Below are 15,549 nucleotides of genomic sequence, written 5' to 3' on the forward strand. Positions count from 1 at the left end.
CCCCGACCGCCGACGAGGAAGAACCGGATGACCATCAGGCGACGTGTTTTCATGGCCGGAGCGCTGGCCGCACCGCTGTTCGGGCAACTCCAGGCCCACGCGACCGCGCAGGGCCGCTCGCTGATCACCATCGAGGAGGGCTGGGTCCAGGTCGACTGGACCGAGGACGCCCTGGCGCAGCTGGCGCGGTTCGGCGGCACGCCGTTCGCCGTCGAACCGGCCGCGATCGTCGACGCGGACCGCCACACCGTGCGGCTGCCGCTGCGCTCGGCGCGCGTGGACAGCTCGTTCACCGACGGCGAGGGCGCGGTCGAGGGCGGCTTCGGCGTGCAGAACGACGAGCACCGGGTGGTGCTGGAGAGGATCACCCGCGGCAGCGGCGACCCGCGCGCCTTCGCCGAGCGCACGGTCGACGGGCAGCTGTACCCGAGGGCGCCGATCTCGACCGGTGACGTCTCCGAGGGGCGCGTCACGGTCGAGCCCGGCGTCCCGGCCGTGCCGCCCCTCCCGGGCAAGCCCGCCGTCGTCCGGGTGACCGGCATCCCGGTGCGGCCCACGCAGGAGACCCTGGACGTGTTCCAGGAGGTCCTGGGTGAGCCGGTCTTCACCACGGACACGGTGATCGCGCACGTGTCCGGCGAGGGCAGCTACTGGCCCGTCCCGGAGCGCGGGGCCGATCACCCGCCGTCCTCGCTCCTGAAGTAGGCGACCAACGAGCGGGCGAGGTCGTCGATGCCGCCGCTCGCGACGACCCGCATGATGGGGATCTCGCGCCCCAACCTGCGCCTCATCTTGCTGACCAGCTCGGCGCCCATCAGGGAGTCCACGCCGAGCTGGTCCAGCGGCTTGTTCCGGTCGATCCGCTCGGGCGCCACGGCGAGGATCTCCGACAGCGTCGTGACCATCGCGTCGGCGGTGAGCGCGATCGCCTCCTCCACCGACGCCGCCTTCAGCCGTTCGAGCAGCCCGTCGTCCTCGTCCCCGTCGGCCTGACCGCCCTCGGTCAGCTCGCCCAGCCGCGGTGTGGCCAGGTGGGGGTAGAGCCTGCGCAGGAACTGCCCGTCGTGGCTCCACACGAGCGAGACCCCGGGTCCGCCGACCAGCTCGTCGAGCGCCTCGCGGACCTTGCGCAGCGACAGCAGCGCCAGCCCCGCCCGGGTGACCGTCCTGGCCGCGCCCTCGGTGCGGGCCAGGTAGCCCACCTCGTCCAGCGCACCCCACGCGATCGCCTGCCCGGCCAGTCCGCGGGCCCGACGGGCGCGGGCCAGCGCCTCCAGGAAGAGGTTGCCCGCGGTGTAGGCGACCTGCCCGGCGTTGCCGAACACGGCCCCCGCCGACGAGAACAGCAGGAACAGGTCCAGCTCACGACCGCCCACCACGCGGTCCAGCACCGCCGCGCCCGCCGCCTTCGGCGCGAGCACCGCCTCGAACCGCTCGGTCGTCAGGTCGGCGGCCAGCGCGTCGTCGAGCACCATCGCCGCGTGCACGACCCCGCGCAGCGGCGCCCCGCCGGCGTCGACGGACGCCACGAGCGCGCGCACCGCCGCCTCGTCGGTGACGTCGACGGCGTGCACGGACACCGCGGCGCCCCGCGCGGTCAGGTCGGCCACCACGTCCCCGGCCCCCGGCACGGCCGCGCCGCGCCGGTTCACCAGCACGAGGTGCCGGGCGCCCCGGTCCACGAGCCACCGCGCCGTCTCCGCGCCGAAGCCGCCCGCGCCGCCGGTCACGAGGTAGGTGCCGGTCGGGTCCGGCCGGAACGCCGCCGGGGTCCTCCGCTCCACCGGGGGCCTGCGGTCGAAGGAGACGACGAGCTTGCCGAGGTGCCGCGAGTGCTGGATCGACCGGAACGCCTCGGCGACCCGCTCGGCGGGGAACACCCGGTGGGGCAGTGCCCGGTAGGTGCCCACCTGCGCTTCCCCCACCAACCGGTCGTACGCGCCCGCGACGGCCTCGCGGCGGCGCGCGCCGAGCTGGTCGATGTCGACGGCGAAGTAGCTGATGTTGTTGCGGAACGGCCGCAGCGACACGTTCCGGTCGCCGTACAGGTCGCGCTTGCCCAGCTCGACGAACCTGCCGCCGAAGCGCAGCAGCTCCAGGCTGCGCGAGATGAACTCGCCGCCCAGCGAGTTGAGCACGACGTCGACGCCCTCGCCGCCGGTGGCGGCCAGCACGTCCGCCACGAAGGTCAGGCTGCGGGAGTCGAAGACGTGCTCCACGCCCAGCAGCCGCAGGAAGTCGCGCTTCTCCTCGGTGCCCGCAGTGGCGACCACCGTCGCGCCGACGGCGCGGGCGCACTGGAGCGCGGCGAGTCCGACACCGCCCGCGGCGCCGTGCACCAGCACCACCTCGCCGGGGCCGAGCCGCGCCAGGTGGCACAGCCCGTAGTAGGCGCTGACCGGGGCCACCGGGGTGGTGGCGGCCGAGGTGAAGTCGACCCCGTCGGGGATGGCGGCGATGAAGTTCTCGTCGGCCACGACGTGCGAGGCCAGTGAGGCCGCGGCGAACCCGACGACCCGGTCGCCCGGTCGGAACCGGGTCGCCCCGGGTCCCGCGGCGACCACGACGCCCGCGCACTCGCCGCCCAGGCTGGTGCCCGCCATGCCGCCTTCCACGACCCAGGCGGGCAGCATGCCGACCGCGAGCAGCGCGTCCCGGTAGTTGATGCCCGCGCTGCGGACCTCGATCAGCACCTCCTCCGGTCCCGGCGTCGGCACGGCGGTCTCCACCCACGCCAGTCGGTAGGACGGCCCGGTGTTCTCCGCGACGAGCCGGAACGGCGCGGTCTCGTCGGTGAGCGGGGGCGCCAGGTCGCACAGCCTGGGCACGAACCGGCCCGACGCGGTGAGCACGACCTCGTCCTCGGCGTCCGGGGCGAGCACCTCGCGGGCCAGCCGGTCGACGGGGACGTCCCTCGGGAAGGAGACGCGGCGGACTTCCAGGGTGCCGGCCTCGGCGGCGATGGTCCGCGCCACGCCCCAGGTCGCGGCGGCGGCCGGGTCGACGACCGAGTCGGGTGCGGGGGTGGTCCCGGCGGGCCTGCTGACCAGCCACAACGCGGCCCGTGCGGCGGCGGGCAGTGCGGCGGAGGCGGCGGCGAGGGCGCGGATCAGCCCGAACCGCCGGGTGGTCGCCTCGACCACGTCCGGTCCGGTCTCGGCGAGCACCAGCACGACGTCGGTCGACGGGCCGTCCAGCCACCCCGACGGGTCGCCGTCCGGGCAGCCCGCGTCGGCGCCGAAGCCGGTCAGCGCCGCCACGAGCGCCGACGCGAACCCGGCCTCGGTCCCGTCCTCGGCGACGACCACGACCCGGCCCGCCGGCACGTCCGGCGCGGGCGCCGGCAGCGGTGCCGGGCGTGGCGGCCTGGTCGCCGTCGTCACGGAGTGCGCTTCGTCCTCGACCAGGGTGTCGGGGGCCGTGAAGCCCTGCTCGGCCAGCACGTCCCGCCACTTCGCGGCGGGCAGCAGGGGCGAGGCGGGGCGCAGGTCGACGTCGGTCGTCGACCAGAAGCCCGGCAGCAGGCCGAACGGCAGCGCGAGCGCCCGCGCGTCGTGCGCCTCGACGAGCACCAGGCGTCCGCCGTCGTCGAGCGCCCCGGCCAGCGCGGCGAGCGCGGCGCGCACGTCCCGGGCGGCGTGCAGGGCGTTCCCGGCGACGACGACGTCGACGGAGCCGGGTTCGAGGTGGGGGTCGGGGTCGTCGAGGTCGAGTGCGCGGTACTCGACGAAGTCGTACTGCGCGAACCTGGCCGCGGCCGGTCCGAGGGAGGCTTTCGCGGGGTCGGTGAACACGTACCGGGTGCGGTCCCGGGGCAGCACCGGCAGCACCGCCGCGGTCAGCGCGCCGGTGCCGCCACCGACCTCCAGGACGCGCAGCGGTCGGTCGGCGGGCCACGCGTCGGCGAGCGCCCGCACCACCTCGGCCGCGGCCCGGGTGAACGGGCGCGACGTCGGCAGCAGCTCGTGGTAATGGGCGAGGGTGTCGCTCGCGTGCGCCGGGAGCAGGACGTCCAGCACGTCCCGCTCCCCCCGGAGCAGTTCGGCCAGGTGCAGGCCGCAGCGGCCGAACAGGACCAGGTCGGGGGTGTGCTCGGGGAAGTCCTCGACCAGCTCCCGGAACGGGGCCTCCTCGCCCTGCCGCAGCCGTCGGCGCGCGCGGCCCTGGAACTCGCCCAGCCACTCCACCCACCCGTGCTCGGCGGCGATGTCGAGCAGCAGGTCGAGCAGGCGGGTGAACCCGGGCAGCACCCCGGCGGCGAGCAGGTCGTCGGTGAAGAACACCTCGGCGCCGTCGAGGAGGTCGGTGAGGGCCCGAGCGGTGAACGCGGCGGTCACCGCGGAGCGTCGCCGCCCGAACTCCCGGTGCGCCGGGTCCGGGCGCACGTCGATCCGGGGTGGGGCGCACGCGACCCCGACGCCGGGCGGGAGCCCGCGCGGCGCGGCGCGCAGCTCGGTGACCTGTCGACGGACGGCCCGCCGGTTCGGCACGGGCACCCGGACGAACCGGCAGTCCAGCAGTTCCAGCAGGACGGCGCCGTCGGCGTCGGTGAGGACGATGTCCGCGCGGGCCCAGGAATCCGTGAGCGAGCGGCAGCGGAAGTGCACCGCGCCGGTGGGCGCGGGCGTGCCCCACAGCCGAGCGGCGCCGATCGCGACCGGCAGGTAGGAGTCCTCGCCGGTCGCGCGCTCGGCCAGCACGCGCCCCAGCAGGATCGCGGCCTGCGGCGCGGCGTCGGTCCACGCCGGGTGTGCGTGGAACCCGGTGGTGTCGAGGTGGGAGCAGTCGTAGTCGGCCAGCACCTCCGCGCCGTCCACCCACGCGCGGGTGATCACCAGGAAGTCCGGTCCGTAGTCGAGGCCCAGCCGCTCGCCCTCGGCGTAGAACTCGCGGCGGTCGACGTGCTCGCCGCGCGCGGCGAACCCCTCCCGCAGCGCGGCGAGGTCGACCGGTGGCGGGGCGGTGCCCACCCTGCGGCGCACGCGACCCCGCGCGTGGGTCTGCCACGACGCGGTACCGCCGGTGGAGGTGGCCACCCGGAACACGCCGTCCTCGGCGGACAGCGAGACCTGGAGGCGGGGCGGCACGACCTCGTCGTCAGGGGCGGCCATGGGTCTGGTGATGTGCAGTTCGCACACCTCCACCGGGCCGTCCAGCGCGAGCCGCCCGGCGGCCCACCCCATCTCCAGGTACCCGGCGGCGGGCATGATGGGCGTGCCGCCGGCCTTGTGCCCGGTCAGCCACGGCAACCGCGCGGGGTCGACCGTCGACTGCCAGGTCGGGTCGGACACGGCGGCGCGGTCGCCGAGCAGCACGTGGTCGGGGGGGCCGGTCTGGCCGCCCCAGGCGTGCTTGTCGCCCAGCCAGAACCGTTCGCGCCGCCACGGGTGGGCGGGCAGTGCCACGACCCGGCCGCGTCGGGGGAAGTACCGCTCCGCGCGCGGCGGGGCGCCGGCGGCCAGTGCCGCTTCCACGGTCGCGCGCAGCGCCTGCGGGCCGGGGTCGTACCTGGTGAGGGTGGGCAGCACCGCGAGGACGTCCTCGCCGGCGGCCCGCTTGAGGTAGGTCTGGAGCACCGGCCGCGGCCCGACCTCGACGATCGTGTCGAACCCGGCGGCGACGAGGTGGTCGACGGCGGCGGCGAACCGCACCGGCTCGCGCACGTTGCGCCACCAGTAGTCCGCATCGAGGAGTTCGCCGGCGAGCGGCGCGCCGGTGACGGTGGAGACGAACCCGAGGGACGCCGCCCGGGGCGCCAGTCCGGCCAGCGCCTCGGTCAGCGGCCCGCGCACCGGGTCCATCGCGGCGCTGTGGAACGGGTAGTCGAGATCGAGCAGGCGGGCGAACACGTCCCGTTCGGCCAGCGACGCGACCAGTTCGCGCAGGTCTTCGCGCGGGCCGGCGACCGTCACGTCGTGCGCGCTGTTGACCCCGGCGACCTCGACGCGGCCGGCGAAGCGCTCCAACGACCGCCCGACCTCCTCCGGACCCAGGTTGACCACCGCCATGGCGCCGGTCCCGGCGGTGCGGGCCTGTGCGCGGCTGCGGGCCACCACCAGCTCCACCGCTTGGTCCAGGTCGTACACCCCGGCCACGAGGGCGGCGGCGACCTCCCCGACGCTGTGCCCGCACACCGCCTCCGGCCGCAGGCCGCGATCGGCGAGGACGGCCGCGACGCCCGCCTGCACCGCGAACAGGACGGGCTGCACCACCTCGGTGTCGTGCAGCCGGGACTCCGCCGCCCGCAGCTCGTCGGCGACGCGCCAGCCGACCCGGGGTTGCAGGGCCGCGTCGACCTCCGCCACGACCTTCGCGAACACCGGCTCCGCGTCGAGCAGGTCGACCCCCATGCCGTGCCACTGCGCGCCGTGCCCGGAGAAGGCGAACGCGACCCGTCCGCGCGCGGTGCCGCGCTGCGGGGGCGCCGGCAGGGCGAGGCGTTCCCGCGCCTCCTCGGCGTTGGCGGCGAGCACCACCCGCCGGTGCTCGCGCCGGCCGCGGCGCACGCTGGAGGTGTAGGCGAGATCGTGGAAGTCCGGGCAGTCCACGAGGCGTGCGCGCATGTCCGCCACCGCCTCGACGAGCCCGGCCTCGGTCCGCGCGGACACCACCAGCGGCACCTCGACGGCGGGCGGCGGGCTCGGCGGGTCCGCCGGGGGCGGTGCGGCCAGCACGACGTGCACGTTGGTGCCGCCGAAGCCGAAGGAGTTGACGCCGACCAGCCCGCCCGCGAGGGGCCGGGCCTCTTCGACGGGTGCGAGCCGCAGGCCGTCGAAGTCGATGTCGGTGCTGCGCGGGGTCGCGTGCGGCGTCGGCGGGATGAGACCGTGCTTGAGCACCAGGACCGCCTTGCACAACCCCGCCATGCCGGAGGCGGGTTCGAGGTGTCCGAGGTTGGCCTTGACCGAGCCGATGGGCAGCGGCGCGCCGGTGCGGCGCACGCCGAGCGCGGCTCCGATCGCCCCGGCCTCGATCGGGTCGCCGATCGGCGTGCCGGTGCCGTGCGCCTCCAGGTAGGCGAGGTCCTCCGGGTCGAGCCCGGAGCGGGCGTACACCTCGCGCAGCAGCGCCTCCTGGCTCTCGCCGCTGGGCAGCACCAGCCCGGCGGTGCGGCCGTCGCTGTTCGTGCCCGAGCCCGCGATGACGGCGTGCACCCGGTCGCCGTCGGCCAGCGCGTCGGCCAGGCGCTTGAGGACCAGCACGCCGCCGCCCTCGGACCGGGCGTAGCCGTCGGCCCCGGCGGAGAACGGGCGGCAGTGCCCGGTCGGCGAGAGGAAGCCCGCCTTGGCGAAGCCGACGAAGGTCAGGGGGCTGAGCAGCACGTTGACCCCGGCCGCCAGCGCGACCCGGCCGCCGCCGTGCCGCAGGTGCTCGCACGCCAGGTGCACGGCGTTCAACGACGACGCGCAGGCGGTGTCGACCTTCAGGCTGGGACCGTGCACGTCGAGGTGGTGCGACAGCCGGTTCGCCGTGTTGCACAGCGCCGCGCCGGAGTTGGTGTACGGGCCGATGGCGTGCGGGGTCGGGATGTTCTGGCCGACGTAGTCCATGGCCGACACCCCGACGTACACGGCGGTGTCGGTGCCCGCCAGCGCCTGCGGGTCGATCCCCGCGTCGTCGAGCGCTTCGACGCCCAGTTCCAGCAGCAGCCGCTGCTGGGGGTCGATGCTGGTCGCTTCGCGCGGACTGATGCCGAAGTGCTCCGCGTCGAAGCCGGCCAGGTCGTCGAGGTAGCCGCCCGCGAACGTGTAGGACTTGCCCGGCCGCACCTGGTTGGCGTCCCGGTAGCGCTGCGTGTCGAAGCGGTCCGCGGGCGGGTCGCCCACCACGTCGCGCCCCTCGACCAGCACGGACCAGAGCCCGTCGAGGTCGGTCACCCCGCCGGGCAACCGGCATGCCACGCCCACGATCGCGATCCTGTCCGACATGACCGCCGATCGTGCGGCACCGCGGGGTCACCGTCCGGCAGGACACGGCGCCGGGCGCGGAGCATCAACCCATCGAGTGGTGTGCGGCGTGCGGGCGCGGGACGCCCGTCCGCGGGCGGTCGGTCGACCGGCGCGTCCGCGCGGTGCCGGTCAGGTTCCGGCCGGCCGGCCGCGCCCGGGTGCCCCGGGCGCCTCCAGCAGGCGCGCGGCGCCGTCGGCGGCCTCGGCGTCGACCAGCACGTCGTAGCTGTCCGCGCGCATCCCCGCGACCGAGGAGAAGTCACGCCTGCCGCCGGTCATGGCGTGCCCGAGCAGTCCGAGCAGGCCGCCCAGGACCGCGCCGAAGATCGCACCGTACAACGCCAGCAGCAGTCCGGCGATCAGCGGGTTGACCCAGTCGAACAACCCGAACAGCCACCCGAACAGCGCTCCCAGCACCGCACCGGACACCGCTGAGCGCGCCGCCGCGCCCCACGTGGTCAACCGGCCCGTGACCTGCTCGACGCTGTTCAGCCCCCGTCCCACGATGGCCGCCCGCTCCACCGGGAACCGGTTGTCCGACAGGTGGTCCACGGCCCGCTCGGCCTCCGCGTAGGTCTCGTAGGAGCCCACCACCACCTGGCCGGCGGCCTGTCGCACCCGCCCCGCGCCGGATTCGTACTGCGGTCGAGTCACCGCACCCACCTCCTCTCCTCGTCCGCGTTCTCACCACCCCTCGGCTTCCCCGCGCCGGCGGCTTCAACCGCCGCCGGTTCAGGCGGTCCGGCCGCCGTCGACGACCACGGCGTGACCGACGGTGAAGGCTGCTTCGTCGGAGCGCGGCCACAGCGCGGCCGCGGCGATCTCGGCGGCGGCCTCGACCGGTTGCTCGACGCCCGCGTCGTCGAACGCGACGTCCAGGCGTCCGAACGCGCCGGTCACGGGGTGAGCAGGGTCTTGACGGCGCGGCGCTCGTCCATCGCCGCGTAGCCCTCGGCGGCCCGGTCGAGCGGGAGGGTGAGGTCGAAGACCTTCCCGGGGTCGATCCGCCGGTCCAGGACCAGGTCGACCAGTTCGGGCAGGAAGCGGCGCACGGGCGCGGGGCCGCCGTGCAGGTGGACGTGGGAGGAGAACAGCTCCATGCCGGGCAGGGCGACGTCGTGGGTGACGCCGACGTAGCCGACGTGCCCGCCGGGCCGGGTCGAGCGGATGGCCTGCATCATCGACTGCTGCGTACCGACGGCCTCGATGACCGAGTGCGCGCCGAGCCCGCCGGTGAGGTCCTTGACCCGCGCCACGCCCTCGTCGCCGCGCTCGGTGACGACGTCGGTGGCCCCGAACTCCCGGGCGAGCCGCTGCCGGGGCTCGTGGCGGCTCATCGCGATGATCCGCTCCGCGCCGAGCCGGGCGGCCGCCAGCACGCCGAGCAGGCCCACCGCGCCGTCGCCGACCACGGCCGCGGTCCTGCCGGGACCGACCTCGGCCGCCACCGCGGCGAACCAGCCCGTGCCGAGCACGTCGGAGGCGGCCAGCAGCGACGGCACCAGGTCGTCGTCGGGCATCCCGGGGGTGGCGACCAGGGTGCCGTCGGCCAGGGGCACCCGCAGGTACTGCGCCTGGGCGCCGAGGGAGCCCACGGGCACCCGGTGCACGCAGGAGCTCTGGTAGCCCGCCCGGCAGATCTCGCAGGTGTTGTCCGAGGCGAAGAACGACCCGACGACGAACTGCCCCGGCCGCACGTTCCGCACGTCGCCGCCGACCTCCTCGACGACGCCGACGTACTCGTGCCCCATGGGCGCGGGCCCGTCGACCTCCTCGATCCCCCGGTAGGGCCACAGGTCCGACCCGCAGACGCACGTCGCGGTCAGCCGGATGACCGCGTCCGTCGGGGCGGTGATCCGCGGCTCCTCGCGGTCCTCCACCCTGACGTCGCCGGGGGCGTGCAGCACGACACCACGCACGGTGGATCTCCTTCGTCGTCCGGAAGCGGTCGTCCAAGACGTTCCATGGGAGGCGCCGGCCAAACCCGCGTCGGGGGTCGGGTCGTCCGGTGTCCCGCGCCCGGGACAGCACCGATGCCGTCGACCGGGGATTTCCCTCGAAGGTGTACTGGCAGGGCATCCCCCGATCGAGGGACGGGCCACCGTGGTGACGCGGGCAACCCCCGAGGACCTCCACGCCCTCGTCGGCGAGCCGCCCACCCGCAGCGATGCCTTCGGCACCCGGTGGGCGCGCACGACGTCCGCCACCACGGCACCGGTCCGGAGAACCTGCCCTGCGCCGCCAACTCCGCGACGTACCGGTCGTAGGCCCCACCGGGCCGGGTGTCCGGCGGGATGCGGTCGTGCCCTGACCGGTCGGTCCCTGACCGCGTCGCGCCGCCCCGTGTGGGAAGATCGGTTTCCGTGACACCCCCCGGCGCACGGCACATCGACGTGGCGCGCCTGCCCGAGGACGTCGTCGCCCTCATCGATGCCCTCGGACCGGGGGAGAGCCTGGTCGTCACGCGGGACGGCGCACCGCTCGCGGAGGTCTCGCGCTCCGGCGACGGGACCGGCGCACCGCGGGACGACGCGGGGTGGGCGCCGTCGGTGCACGACGTGACCGTGGTCGCCACCGCGATGAAGCTGTCGGGTTCGGCCCGGGCGTCGCTGTCCGCCGCGCTCGGCGGGGACTACATCGTGCTCGACCTGCACGCGGCGCCGACCACGGCCGACGTGCTCCTCGTGCCACCGAGCAGCCCTCAGCTGATCGGGCAGCTCCGGGCGCTGTTCCCGAAGGCCCGCGTCATCGTCGCCGAGATCGAGGACGACGGCCTCGGTGTCGGCTACCGCGGTCCGGTCCGGCGCATGCTCGACGCCGGCGCGGACGGTTACCTGACCTCGACCAGCGTCCCGCGCCTGGCCCGGCAACTCGACCACGACGTCACGCGGCACCGCCGGCTCGCCGCCGGCGGCGGCACCAGGGGCGCGATCGAGTCCTCCACGAGCGCGCCCGACCTCCCGCGATGACGTCGGCGGCTCGACGGCGGACGGCGCGCTTCAGCCGCAGGGCACGGCCGGACTCCCCGCCGCCGCCGCCGGCGTGCCGGCGGCGGGACCCGTCAGTGTGACGGGGACGCGGTTGTCGCCCTCGTCCAGCTCGTGCAGCCTGTTGCCGTCCCCCGTCGCGCTGGTCGTGGTACCGAGGGACGGGACGAGGTCCTCCCACCACCTCCTGCTCGGGCGATCGGTCGGCGAATCGGGCACGACTCGGCTCCCAGCGCACGCGAGGAGAACCGAGCAGGCGTAGCGGTTCACCCGTTCAGGTCAACAACCAGGGACCTTTGGCCCTCGGTCGACCTCCGCCCCGACGGCAACATGGGACGCCGACACCACGAACGAACGGTCGGTGATGACGCTCGCCGCCACACCGCAGGACGCGGTCAACGCTTCCCGCCACCTCGACGCGGTCGTCGGGGCGCCGCGCACGGTCGGTGTGCCGGGGGTGGATGCCCCGTGACCGGTCGCCGTGCCTCGCGGCTGCGCCTGAAGGCGTCCCGGGCCGGCGACGCGGTGCTGCTGCGCCCGGTCGGCAGGCTCGACCTGTCCACCTACGCGCACCTGCGCGACGGACTGCTCAAGCACGCCGCGGACCAGCCCACCGCGCTCCTCGTGGTGCTGGACGAGGACTTCGAGATCGGCAGCGACACCCTCGCCGCCCTGTTCGTCACCGTGTGGATGCGGGTCGCCAGGTGGCCCGACGTGCCGTTCGCGCTCGTGGCCCGGGAGCCGGTCCACCGCGCGGTGCTCACCCGCACCGGCGTCACCCGCTTCATGCCCTGTTACGAGGAGGTCGGCCAGGCGCTGGCGGCCGTCGAGGAGCTGCCGCTGCGACGCCGCGACGAGATCCAACTGCCCGCGGCGCCGTTGGCCGCGGTCCTGGCGCGGTCGTTCGTCCGCGAGAGGTGCGGCACCTGGCACCTGCCGCGCCTGGTCCTGCCCGCCGTCGCGCTGGCCGACGAACTCGTGGCCAACGCGCTGCTCCACACCGACAGCGCCCCGGTGCTGCGGATCGACCTGTTCCCCCACCGGTTCACCGTGGCCGTGCACGACACCAGCCCGGTCCTCCCCGGGTCCCCCGGGTCGGGTGCGGGCGCGCGCGGCCTGGCGATGGTCGAGACGCTCAGCAGCGCGTGGGGGAGCAATCACACCCTCGACGGGGGCAAGGTGGTGTGGGCGTCCCTGGAGATCGCGCCGAGGTGACGCGCACCGCCGCACGTCCCCTCAGGCCGACGGCGGCGCTCCCCGGTCGGCACGTCGACGGCCGGCCGCACCGGTTTCGACGTCGTCGACGGTGACGTAGCGCCCGGCGAGGTGGTCGGCGGAGCCGGTGGCGATGCGGACGAGCGCGCGGGCGGCGTCCTCGACGGGGGTGAAGCCGCCTTCCTCGCGTGCGCGGAGGGTGAAGTCGAGGATCTTGTCCGCCCACGGGTCGCCGACGTGGCCGCGGTCGAGGTGGGCGCGGGTGATGCCGGTGTCGAGCAGGCCGGGGTCGAACGCGACGGCGGTCACGCCGGTTCCACGCAGCTCGCCGTCGAGGTTGGCGGTGTAGGAGATGAGCGCGGCCTTGGACACCGAGTAGGCGCCCGCGTGCGGCCAGCGCCGCTTCCCCGCCCGGCTGACGACGGTGACGACCCGCCCGTGGCCGGCGTCGACCATGCCGGGCACGACGGCCCGCACGGTGGTGTGGGTGCCGCGCAGGTTGACCTCCTGGGTGTGCCACCAGTCGTCCGCGTCGACCGTCCACATCGGTCCGAGCGGTCCGGGGACGCCCGCGTTGGCCACCAGGACGTCGGCGGGTCCGAAGGCGGCGGCCACCGCGGCGGGGTCGGTCACGTCGGCCACCGCGACCTCGACGTCGCCCCGCGCGTCGGCGGCCAGTTCCACGGTCCCCTCCAGGGCGACCCGGTCGCGGCCGACGACGAGCACGGACATCCCGGCGTCGGCCAGGGCCAGGGCGAACTCCCGGCCCAGACCGCGCCCGCCGCCGGTGATGATGACGCGCGACGCCGGTGGCCGGACGGGTTTGCCGGTGGCCGAGCGCGGGATCTCGTGGACGCGTTCCACGAGCCGGACGCGCTTGTGCGGGGGCACCTTCGCGGCGACGAACGCGGCGAGGTCGTGCAGCGGCACGTCCTGGTCCGCGACGACGTACGCCTTGGGCAGCTCGCCGGCGGCCGGGTCGGGTTCGCCGACGACCAGGGCGGCGCGCACGGCGGGGTACCCGGTCAGCACGTCCTCCAGTTCGGCGGGTGCGATCCGGTGGCCCTTGTACTTGATCATCGACTTGATCCGGCCGGTGATCCGCAACCACCCGGCGTCCGGCGCGGCGAGGTCGCCGGTGCGGAACCAGCCCTGGGCGTCGCACAGCGGCACGAGGTCGCCGGTGTCCGGCGCGAGGTGGCCGGCCGCGACCTGCGGGCCCCTCAGCCACAGCTCACCCGCTTCCCCGTGGGGCACGTCCAGGCCGGTCCCCGGATCGACGAAACGGGCCTCGGTGCCCGGCAGCACCACGCCGACCGTCCCGGCCGGGGCGCGCTCGCCGTCGGGGGTGAAGGAGACGCACCCGGCCTCGGTCATGCCGAACCCCTGCACCACCGGCAGGCCGTGCGCCCGGGTGAATGCCGTCGCGGCGGCCGTCGGCAGGGGCGCGCCGCCGGAGACGACCATCCGCAGGTCGGGCAGCGGCGGCGGGGCGGGCAGCGCGCCCAGTTCGGCGACGACGCTGGGCACCAGGTAGGCGACCGCGACGCGTTCGGCGGCCAGCAGGGCGGCGAACGCGGTCACCTCGAACCGCGCCGGCCCGATCACGAGCGGGCTGCCCGCGCACAGGGCCGCGTTCATCGCCATCTGCATCCCGTAGACGTGGCGCAGCGGCCCCACGGCCACGACCGCCTCGCCCTCGCGCAGGCGGTGGACCCGGTCGATCAGGGCGAGCCCCGCGACCAGGTTGCGGTGGGTCACCACCACCGTCTTCGGCCGGCCCTGCGTTCCGCTGGACGACATGAGCACGGCGGGCTGGTCGCCGCCCGACACCGGGGGCACGGTGCGGCGCGGGCCCGCGATCACGTCGTCCCACCGCGCCGCGCCGTGCTCCGCCGGTCCGATGTGGACCACTCGGCTCGGTGGAAGCGGCGGGTAGGGCCACAGCGCCGCCTCGACCACGGCGAACCGCGCCCGCCTGCCGGTCGCCGCGGCGATCCAGTCCTCCTCCCGGCCGCGCGGTTCCAGCGGGAGCACGACCCCACCCGCCGCCAGCACACCGTGGTAGGCGATGACGAACTCGGCGCTGTTCTCCGCCAGCACGGCGACCGCGTCGCCCTCGCGGACGCCGTGGTCGCGCAGGTGCGCGGCCAGGTTCACCACCGCCGTGACCAGCTCGGCGTACGACCAGCGACGTCGGTGGCCGCGGGAGTGGTCGACCAGCGCGGTCCGGCCGTCCGCCGCGGGTGGGCGACGCGGCAGGACCCGGGCGGTCAGCGCGGTGCGGTCCGGGTCGTCGGCCCGGGACGCGTCGGGCGGGAGGATCGTCATCGGGGGAACTCCGGTGCTCGGGGGCTCAGGGGCGGACGAGCACCTTGGTGGCCGTGCGGTCCGCCATGGCCCGGTACCCCGAGGCCACGTCGCCCAGTGACACCGCCAGGTCGAACAGCGGCGACGGGTCGAGCCGACCCGCGAGCACGTCGTCGACCAGGGCGGGCAGGTAGGCGCGCGCGGGCGCGAGGCCACCGGTGATCGTGATGTTGCGCAGGAAGCACAGCATGGCGTTCACGCCGCCGTGCGGACCTCCGACCAGGGCAAGCGCACCGCCGTCGGCCACGACCGCCATCGCGGTGTCCAGCGCCTGCTGCTCGCCCACCGCGTCGACGACCAGGTCGACGCCGACGCCGCCGGTGGCCTCCGCCAGCTCGGCGTGGGCCTCCTCGCCGCGAGTGGTGACCAGGTCGGTGGCGCCGAACGCCGTGCCGGTGCCCAACCGCCCGGGGTGGCGGCCCAGCAGGAAGACCCGCTCGGCCCCGGCCCGGTGGGCGGCCAGCACCGAGCACAGCCCGACCGCGCCGTCGCCGATCACGGCCACCGTCGCGCCCCGGCGCAGCCCGGCCGAGGCGATCGCGTGCGTGCCGGTCGACATGACGTCGGCCAGGGCCAGCAGGGCGGGCACCCGCTCGTCCTCCGGTCCCACCGGGGCGGGCACCAGCGTGGTGTCGGCGAAGGGGACCCGCACCGCCTCGGCCTGCCCGCCGCCGGCGTCCACGCCGAACATGCCGCCGGAGCGGCACGAGCTGGGCACGCCGCGGGTGCACGGGTCGCACACGCCGTCGGAGTACTGGAACGGCGAGACGACCAGGTCGCCCGCGCGCAGCGTCCGCACGTCGGGGCCGGTGTCGGTCACCACGCCCACGAACTCGTGCCCGCAGCGCGGCCCCCGCACCGGACCGGGCTGGCCGGCGTAACCGCGCAGGTCGGTGCCGCAGACCCCCGCGGCGACGACCCGCACGATCGCGTCGGTGGGCTGTTCGACGACGGGGTCCGGCACCGACTCGACCCCGAGGTCTCCCGGGCCGTGCAGGATGGCGGCTCTCACGACGTTCTCCTCCGAA

The 15,549-nt window shown here is 75.6% G+C and carries 10 protein-coding genes; 3 read left to right on the plus strand and 7 right to left on the minus strand.

Going from position 1 to position 15,549, the window contains the following annotated elements:
- Window positions 1-27: 27 nt before the first annotated feature.
- The gene (locus J2S66_RS13070) at window positions 28-705 is read left to right on the plus strand and encodes a hypothetical protein (RefSeq protein WP_310307254.1); all 678 of its coding nucleotides are present in this window, start codon (window positions 28-30) and stop codon (window positions 703-705) included.
- Here J2S66_RS13070 and J2S66_RS13075 read toward each other — a convergent pair.
- The 4 genes from J2S66_RS13075 to J2S66_RS13090 form a co-directional block, all read right to left on the minus strand.
- Window positions 678-7,928 carry an SDR family NAD(P)-dependent oxidoreductase gene (locus tag J2S66_RS13075; protein WP_310307255.1) on the minus strand — a complete coding sequence of 2,417 codons (7,251 nt, stop codon included), beginning with the start codon at window positions 7,926-7,928 and terminating at the stop codon, window positions 678-680. The two genes, J2S66_RS13070 and J2S66_RS13075, sit on opposite strands and share 28 nt — an antisense overlap.
- Window positions 7,929-8,078: 150 nt before the next feature.
- On the minus strand, window positions 8,079-8,603 hold the full coding sequence (locus J2S66_RS13080; protein WP_310307257.1) for a YflT domain-containing protein: 525 nt from the start codon (window positions 8,601-8,603) through the stop codon (window positions 8,079-8,081).
- Window positions 8,604-8,681: 78 nt separating this feature from the next.
- Complete coding sequence (locus tag J2S66_RS13085; protein WP_310307258.1) at window positions 8,682-8,849, minus strand: hypothetical protein; 168 nt, start codon at window positions 8,847-8,849, stop codon at window positions 8,682-8,684.
- Window positions 8,846-9,868 (minus strand): zinc-dependent alcohol dehydrogenase family protein, encoded by a 1,023-nt coding sequence (locus J2S66_RS13090; protein WP_310307259.1) that lies wholly within the window; start codon window positions 9,866-9,868, stop codon window positions 8,846-8,848. The genes J2S66_RS13085 and J2S66_RS13090 overlap by 4 nt, the downstream gene beginning before the upstream one ends.
- A gap of 444 nt (window positions 9,869-10,312) precedes the next feature.
- Between J2S66_RS13090 and J2S66_RS13095 the strand changes: the two genes are divergently transcribed.
- On the plus strand, window positions 10,313-10,918 hold the full coding sequence (locus tag J2S66_RS13095) for a hypothetical protein (RefSeq protein ID WP_310307261.1): 606 nt from the start codon (window positions 10,313-10,315) through the stop codon (window positions 10,916-10,918).
- Between the two features lie 30 nt (window positions 10,919-10,948).
- On the opposite strand, the gene J2S66_RS13100 is transcribed toward J2S66_RS13095, so the two are convergent.
- Window positions 10,949-11,155: a hypothetical protein gene (locus J2S66_RS13100; protein WP_310307262.1), complete on the minus strand. Its 207-nt coding sequence runs from the start codon at window positions 11,153-11,155 to the stop codon at window positions 10,949-10,951.
- Window positions 11,156-11,404: 249 nt separating this feature from the next.
- On the opposite strand from J2S66_RS13100, the gene J2S66_RS13105 reads away from it, so the two are divergent.
- Window positions 11,405-12,151 carry a hypothetical protein gene (locus J2S66_RS13105; RefSeq protein ID WP_310307263.1) on the plus strand — a complete coding sequence of 249 codons (747 nt, stop codon included), beginning with the start codon at window positions 11,405-11,407 and terminating at the stop codon, window positions 12,149-12,151.
- Window positions 12,152-12,172: 21 nt separating this feature from the next.
- On the opposite strand, the gene J2S66_RS13110 is transcribed toward J2S66_RS13105, so the two are convergent.
- Entirely contained in the window at window positions 12,173-14,482 is a 2,310-nt protein-coding gene (locus J2S66_RS13110; RefSeq protein ID WP_310307264.1) for an SDR family NAD(P)-dependent oxidoreductase, read from the minus strand.
- A gap of 25 nt (window positions 14,483-14,507) precedes the next feature.
- Complete coding sequence (locus tag J2S66_RS13115; protein WP_310307265.1) at window positions 14,508-15,533, minus strand: alcohol dehydrogenase catalytic domain-containing protein; 1,026 nt, start codon at window positions 15,531-15,533, stop codon at window positions 14,508-14,510.
- Window positions 15,534-15,549: the final 16 nt, after the last annotated feature.

It is taken from the genome of Saccharothrix longispora, assembly GCF_031455225.1.
GTDB lineage: Bacteria > Actinomycetota > Actinomycetes > Mycobacteriales > Pseudonocardiaceae > Actinosynnema > Actinosynnema longispora.